The organism is Sulfurihydrogenibium yellowstonense SS-5 (assembly GCF_000173615.1).
In the GTDB taxonomy this organism is placed as follows: domain Bacteria; phylum Aquificota; class Aquificia; order Aquificales; family Hydrogenothermaceae; genus Sulfurihydrogenibium; species Sulfurihydrogenibium yellowstonense.
On the sequence record NZ_ABZS01000224.1, the window covers coordinates 1 to 2,097 of the forward strand.

The 2,097-nt window shown below is 35.5% G+C and carries 3 protein-coding genes; 2 read left to right on the plus strand and 1 reads right to left on the minus strand.

Annotated features, from left to right (window positions below):
- Together pilO and SULYE_RS07820 are read left to right on the plus strand one after the other, a co-directional pair.
- On the plus strand, positions 1-188 hold a 188-nt coding region (pilO, locus tag SULYE_RS07815; RefSeq protein WP_007548238.1), incomplete at its 5' end, for a type 4a pilus biogenesis protein PilO.
- A gap of 54 nt (positions 189-242) precedes the next feature.
- Positions 243-476, plus strand: coding sequence for a hypothetical protein (locus SULYE_RS07820; protein WP_007548239.1), 234 nt, complete (start codon positions 243-245; stop codon positions 474-476).
- 369 nt (positions 477-845) lie between these two features.
- On the opposite strand, the gene rny is transcribed toward SULYE_RS07820, so the two are convergent.
- On the minus strand, positions 846-2,097 hold a 1,252-nt coding region (gene rny, locus SULYE_RS07825; protein ID WP_007548240.1), incomplete at its 5' end, for a ribonuclease Y.

Sequence of the window (2,097 nt, forward strand, 5' to 3'; positions counted from 1 at the left end):
ACGCTATAAAGCTAAAAAAAATTAACATTACTGTAAATGTTTCTGGAAATTTTAATTCTATAAAAAACTTTTTAGATGAAATAGCAAAATCTGAAAGATTTATAAGTACAGAGAATGTTTCTATAAGAAAAGAAGGTGGTTTGTTAACCGGAGTGGTAAAACTTGCAGTTTATTATTTACCAGAATGATTTAAAGTTAAACGTGTTGCATGAGATGTGAGCGGTAGCTATGGAGGATACATTATGAAAAAAACTTTAATTTTATTGACATTATTAAACATAGGATTTTCTTATGCAGGAAAAGTAGATTTACCCCCACTTTCAGATATAGGACCTTTTATGGGCTTGGAAGCAACCGTTGGTTATATTCAAAAAGAGAATGGTGAAAAATATATGGTAATAGAAACACCGGAAGGAACAAAGCTTGTAAAAGTAAAGAAAAGCCCAAAGGAATTGATTGAGAAAAACATTAAATGAAACTGCTTGCAAAAATCAACATTGTCATTCTGCAGTTACAATGAAGAATCTCTTAAATTCACCCCTCACTTACTCACTTTCTCACCTTCTCTAAAGGAGGAGATCCTTCGGCTTTATAGCCTCAGTATAACGGACAAGGTAAACTTACGAGAATTTCTATAGCACTCTTATCTTAAACAGAATTCTTACTAAATGTTTTTAAAATACGTCGGGTGAGAAATTCAATAAAATTAGGAGATTCTTCGCTTACGCTCAGAATGACACTGTTGGCGGGCTTTCCGTCATCCTGAGGCCGAAGGATCTCCTTCTTAAATTCTATAAAAACCACTAATCTCTCACCCCATGGTATGTTTTTAAGATTAATCTATTTTACTTTGCCACTTCAACAAATCTTGATTCTCTGATTGTTACTACTTTTATCTGTCCTGGGAAGTCAAGCTCGTTTTCTATTCTTCTAGCAATTTCTTTTGTAAGTAAGTATGCTTCTTCATCAGAAAGTTTTTCTGCATTGACGATAACTCTAACTTCTCTACCTGCTTGGATTGCAAAAGATTTTTCTACATTTTCAAACGAATTGACTATAGCCTCTATCTTTTCAAGTCTATTTATGTAAGATTGTAATACTTCTCTTCTTGCTCCGGGTCTTGCAGCAGAAAGTGCATCAGCAGCAGCAACTAATACCGCCTCTGGGTACCTTGCCGGCTCGTCTCCATGATGGTAAAGGATGGCGTTTATCACATAGTCAGGTTCTCCATATCTTTTAGCAATCTCAGCACCAACCTTAGAGTGAGCTCCGCCAACTTCATGGGATATTGCTTTTCCTATATCATGCATAAGCCCACCTCTTCTCGCTTTCTTTTCATCAAGCCCAAGCATTGCAGCCATCATACCTGCTAAGTATGCAACCTCTTTTGTATGAAGCAGTACATTTTGTGTATAAGATGTTCTGTAATTTAATTTTCCAATGTAGTAGAAAAGTTCAGGATGGACATCAGTAAATCCAAGTTCCAGACATGCTTCTTCTCCAAGCTTTCTTATGTGCTGATCCATTTCTTCTTTCACTTTTTCAACAACTTCTTCAATTCTTCCCGGATGGATTCTTCCATCTGCTATAAGTCTTTCTAAAGCTATTTTTGCTATCTCTCTTCTTAATGGGTCAAAAGATGATATTGTTACTATATCCGGTGTATCATCAATGATTAAGTCAACACCTGTTGCAAGCTCAAAAGCTCTTATATTTCTTCCTTCTCTTCCGATGATTCTTCCTTTTATGTCATTGCTTGGAAGGTCAACTACGGAGACAGTATAAGATGTTGTTACTTCCGGTGCTAATCTTTGTATTGCCGTCACAAGGTTCCATTTAGCTTCTTTTTCTGCCTGCTTTCTTGCCTCTTCTTCTATCTCTCTCATTAATTTAGCAGCCTCAAGCTTAGCTTCTTCTTCAACTTTCTTCATAAGCTCTGCTTTTGCTTCATCTTTGGTCATGCTTGCTATTCTTTGAAGTTCAAGAATGTACTGCTGTTCTGCATTCTTTAGCTTTTCTTCTTTTTCTTTTAAAATATTTTCTAAAGCTCTAATCTCTTCTTCTAATTTATGTATTTCTTGTTCTCTTTTTGTTATT

Excerpts from the sequence above, each read along its gene's own strand:
- SULYE_RS07820 (WP_007548239.1), top strand. The coding sequence starts at position 243 with ATGAAAAAAACTTTAATTTTATTGACATTATTAAACATAGGATTTTCT.